General features: G+C 33.4%; 4 protein-coding genes. 3 read left to right on the forward strand and 1 reads right to left on the reverse strand.

Annotation, left to right across the window (positions count from 1 at the left end; translation table 11 throughout):
* Nucleotides 1-407 precede the first annotated feature (407 nt).
* Nucleotides 408-773, forward strand: coding sequence for a DUF4181 domain-containing protein (locus LZ480_RS19500; protein WP_241371209.1), 366 nt, complete (start codon nt 408-410; stop codon nt 771-773).
* Nucleotides 774-937: 164 nt separating this feature from the next.
* Complete coding sequence (locus tag LZ480_RS19505; RefSeq protein WP_172954389.1) at nt 938-1,084, forward strand: hypothetical protein; 147 nt, start codon at nt 938-940, stop codon at nt 1,082-1,084.
* Between the two features lie 369 nt (nt 1,085-1,453).
* Here the strand turns inward: LZ480_RS19505 and LZ480_RS19510 are convergent, their stop codons facing one another.
* On the reverse strand, nt 1,454-2,794 hold the full coding sequence (locus LZ480_RS19510) for an aminotransferase-like domain-containing protein (RefSeq protein WP_099422258.1): 1,341 nt from the start codon (nt 2,792-2,794) through the stop codon (nt 1,454-1,456).
* Between the two features lie 116 nt (nt 2,795-2,910).
* Between LZ480_RS19510 and LZ480_RS19515 the strand changes: the two genes are divergently transcribed.
* Entirely contained in the window at nt 2,911-3,831 is a 921-nt protein-coding gene (locus LZ480_RS19515; RefSeq protein ID WP_099422257.1) for a DMT family transporter, read from the forward strand.
* The last annotated feature ends 267 nt before the right edge of the window (nt 3,832-4,098 follow it).

The raw sequence follows: 4,098 nt of genomic DNA on the forward strand, positions 1-4,098 counted from the left end.
TAAAAAACTCCCCAATTTGATAAACAGATTTTATTTTTAATCTGTCTACCTAATGGGGAGCATATCAAAATCAGCGTTCGTGGCTTTTCTTATGAACATTGTTTATGCGTTGTTTTATGCACTTTTGTTAAAAGTCAGTCATGGCAAAGGTTTTGAAGCATTTGAAGTGATATTGCACTATCGTCTTTGATAAATAAAATCTTGTATAAAAATTGAAGTCTTATCGTTGTAAATCTGTATAAATTTTACTTCCCTCTTATTGTACTAACGGGGCCTTTACTTGAAGATCATTGAGTTGCATATGCAGCCCTTTTTTCTTTATTGAAATGAAGCAGTTTAGTAAAACTAGATAACTGGAAATATTATGGCTTAATAAAGAATACATAGAGATGAATGGGGGATTAATTGTGAGGTTTTTGATTTTAATTATTGTTCTTACAATTTTCCTTTTCTTATTAGAAAAAATATTAAATAAATTACTTGGTGTTGAAAAGAAGAAGATTTCTGAATCCTCAGGTAAAAAAGTGGACAAATGGGGGAGAGTCATTATTTTGGTTATCTTTTTATGTACTTTTCCGTTTTTTGTTGTACAGGAAACAAATGTTATGATCTGGTATTGGATGATCTATTTAACAGCCTTATTAGGTTTTCAGTCTATCCTTGAGTGGAAGTATCTGAAGAACTCAAAACAATATGTTACTACACTTATTTTTCTAATTTTAGGGGTAATTTTTTTGTATAATATAAAGTACATTCTCCAATTATTGGGCTGAAGTAGTTTACTTAACGGATAAGGCATTGTGAAAGAATGTACTTAAACTAACGGGCAGTTTAGTTTAAGAAGAACTTCGTTAATTGGACTATATATATCCTGTTTACTAGTGGTAAATTTTGCTGAAGTAAGATTATTAAGTATATATTCTGGGAGGGGCTTCTAGTGTTGAGATTTATTGATGACTTAGCAGGAGCTATATATGATATTTTTAAATTTATTATTTGTGCGATTAGCTATTTACTTGCAGGAATGATAATTGTTGCAGTTCCAATGTATCTTATAGTTTGGGTTTTCGGCTTTTTTCAATAATCATATTCAATTAACAGGTGCTTTACTTGAAGATCAATGAGCTGTATAGACGGCTCATGATTCTTGTTGAACTAACGGAGCAGATTAGTTGAAGTGCGTTGTTTAACTTTTGTTCAACAATCGGGCCATTTAATGGAATAATCCAGATTTAGAATAATATACGAATATAAAAGGATTTTTTTAATGTGAAAATCTATCAGTCGATGATAAAGTAAATCTGATTTCGAAGAAGGAACACTATAGGAGTCAAGAGAAAAAAATAAAGATGAATGTATTAGACAATAGTAAAGGGGGGAAGGATTTTAGTCATGTTTAATATCCTTCCCCCCTTTATGCTTTCGAACAAGGAAGTTCTGCCTACCTGAAAAATTATAAAAAGTAGTTTTGAGGATTTTTTAATGCACTTGCAATTTTCCTAATTCCTTCATCAATTCGATGGGCGTCAACATTTGAAACATTCAACTTCAAAATCCGTTCGTGGTAAAAGTCATCTAAATAATTTCTTTCAACTGAATCCAGATATATGCCTTCTTCATGCAAATGATAAACAAATGATTTCAAATTCACACGCTTGGGCAACCAAATATGACTATGCATTACAATTTCTGATGATGATTCGTAGTTAGGTATATGATCTTGTATTGATTGATGCAGAATTTTCGCGCGTTCATGATAGATATTACTGATTTTCGTTTTATTATGTTCAAACAAACCATTTTTCAAATAGAGATATAATGCGGCTTGTGAAATCATAGAGCTGTCGATATCCGTTGTCATTTTGTATTTTTGAAACATGTCAATTATTGAAGGTGGAAGAACCGCCAATCCAACTCTTAACCCGGGAAACATAATTTTTGAAAAACTTTTTAAATAGATGACTTTATCATGGTAATCATCTGCAAAAAGGGGATCGTTCTTCGGATTGTATTCGAAATCTGCTAAATAATCATCTTCTAAAATGTATACATTATATTGATCTGCTAATTGTAAAATAGCCTCTTTTTCTTTTTTACCGTATGAAGTTCCTAAAGGATTATGAAAGCGTGGCATTGTATAAAAAAATTTAATATCTTCTTCATGAAATATTTGCTCTAGTCGACCTAAATCAATGCCATTCGCAGTACGTTGAATTCCTATTGCTGGTAACTGTAAGGTTTTTAGCAGATCCATATATAAATGATAACTTGGTTGTTCAACTAGAATGGTGGAACGATTATTTGGAAAGGGCATAATACTTAATAAAGAAAGGGCCTGTTGAACACCTGTAGTGATGAAAATCTGTTCGTTATGCGTGAATACTTGGTAAGATTCTAACAGTTTTTTAGCTTCTGCAATAAGTGGCGGCCAACCTTTTGGCGTTCCGTAGCGAAATAATTCTTCTTGATAGGTATCAATTGCTTTATTTATGCAGTGTTGAAATTCTTTATAAGGAAATGCATGCAAAGTAGGAGATGCACTCGCAAAGTCAATTATGTCAGTGGAAAATGGCGTTTTGAAGACGTGATTATCCACAACATAATAACCACTTTTCGGTAGAGCATAAATAATATGTTGCTCCTCCAATTTCTTTAAAGCAGTCAATACCGTGCTTTTACTACAAGAATATTGCCCAGTTAAATTTCGAATGGATGGTAGTTTTGCACCGGTCGAAAATTTACCAGATTGAATTTGCATCAGAAGTAATTGATAGACTGATTCATATTTAAGCATCATAAACCTCCTTACACATCTGTATCGGTACAGATGTGTATTTTTTATATCGTAAAGGTTTTTATTATCCCTTACGATAATGGTACCGGCCGGATCAATATAAGGGGGGAATCGAAATGAATGAAAATAGAAATGCCTATATCGCAGCAACCATCTATGCACTCATTATCGGATTGTCATTTATGTTTGTAAAAGTGACATTAACGGTTGCAACACCGTTAGATACATTGGCTCATCGGTTTACCATTGCATGGATCGCAGCCACAGTGTTGTTCGTGTTAAAAAAGGAATCAATCAAAGTAACAAAAAAAGATGTACTGCGGATTGCCTTGTTAGCCATCTTTTATCCGACACTCTTTTTTGCTTTTCAAGTATTTGGGTTAGTGCATACATCTTCATCGGAAGCTGGTATTATTCAAGCAACATTACCAATTTTTACGTTAATTTTTGCAAGTATCATCTTAAAGGAAACATCTACACGTAGTCAAAAAATAGCGATTGGTTTATCAGTACTCGGTGTGATGTATATTATGTACATGAACGGGGCAAGGGGTACAAATACAAGTCTCATCGGGACTGGTTTAATTTTACTTTCAGCACTTACCGCCTCACTATACAACGTATTTGCTAGAAAGTTAACACAACGCTATTCGTTATTCGCTATCACATATATCATGACATTGTTTGGGTTTATAGCTTTTAATGGACTGGCACTGACAAACCATGTAATGAATGGAACAGTCCATCAGTTTATGCAACCTTTTGGTCACTGGGATTTTGTTCTTGCCATTTTATATTTAGGGATCCTATCGTCTTTAGGAACGGCCTATCTTTCAAATTATGCTTTATCAAAAATAGATGCATCGAAAATGAGTGTTTTCAGTAATTTTGCTACGCTCATTACCATTTTAGCAGGGGTCATTTTTTTAAAAGAGGAATTTCAATTATACCACATTGTAGGATCTATTATCATTATCATCGGTGTTGTTGGTACAAACTATTATGGTGAAAGGGGCAAATCAAATGAAAAAATATAGTCTCTTGCTAATCATAAGCCTCATTTGAGGATCTCAATTGATGTAGGTTCCATTTCGTTATCTGCTTTAAAGCACTGATCGGTGCACTTTGTTTATCAGTGATTAGTCTGTTCCAATCCAAGAAAACACCACACACTCAATAATAAACTATATTTTTGGATTGGACTTTTTGAAGTCGTCTTGCCGTTTATTCTTAGCGGGATTGTTGCATAAGCGTCTCTGTTCTTATTCAACTAACGGGGGCTTTACTTGAAGATCATTGAGTTG

This window comes from Solibacillus palustris (assembly GCF_022549215.1).
Classification (GTDB): Bacteria; Bacillota; Bacilli; order Bacillales_A; family Planococcaceae; genus Solibacillus; species Solibacillus daqui.

Excerpts from the sequence above, each read along its gene's own strand:
- LZ480_RS19510 (WP_099422258.1), bottom strand. The coding sequence starts at position 2,794 with ATGCTTAAATATGAATCAGTCTATCAATTACTTCTGATGCAAATTCAA.
- LZ480_RS19515 (WP_099422257.1), top strand. The coding sequence starts at position 2,911 with ATGAATGAAAATAGAAATGCCTATATCGCAGCAACCATCTATGCACTC.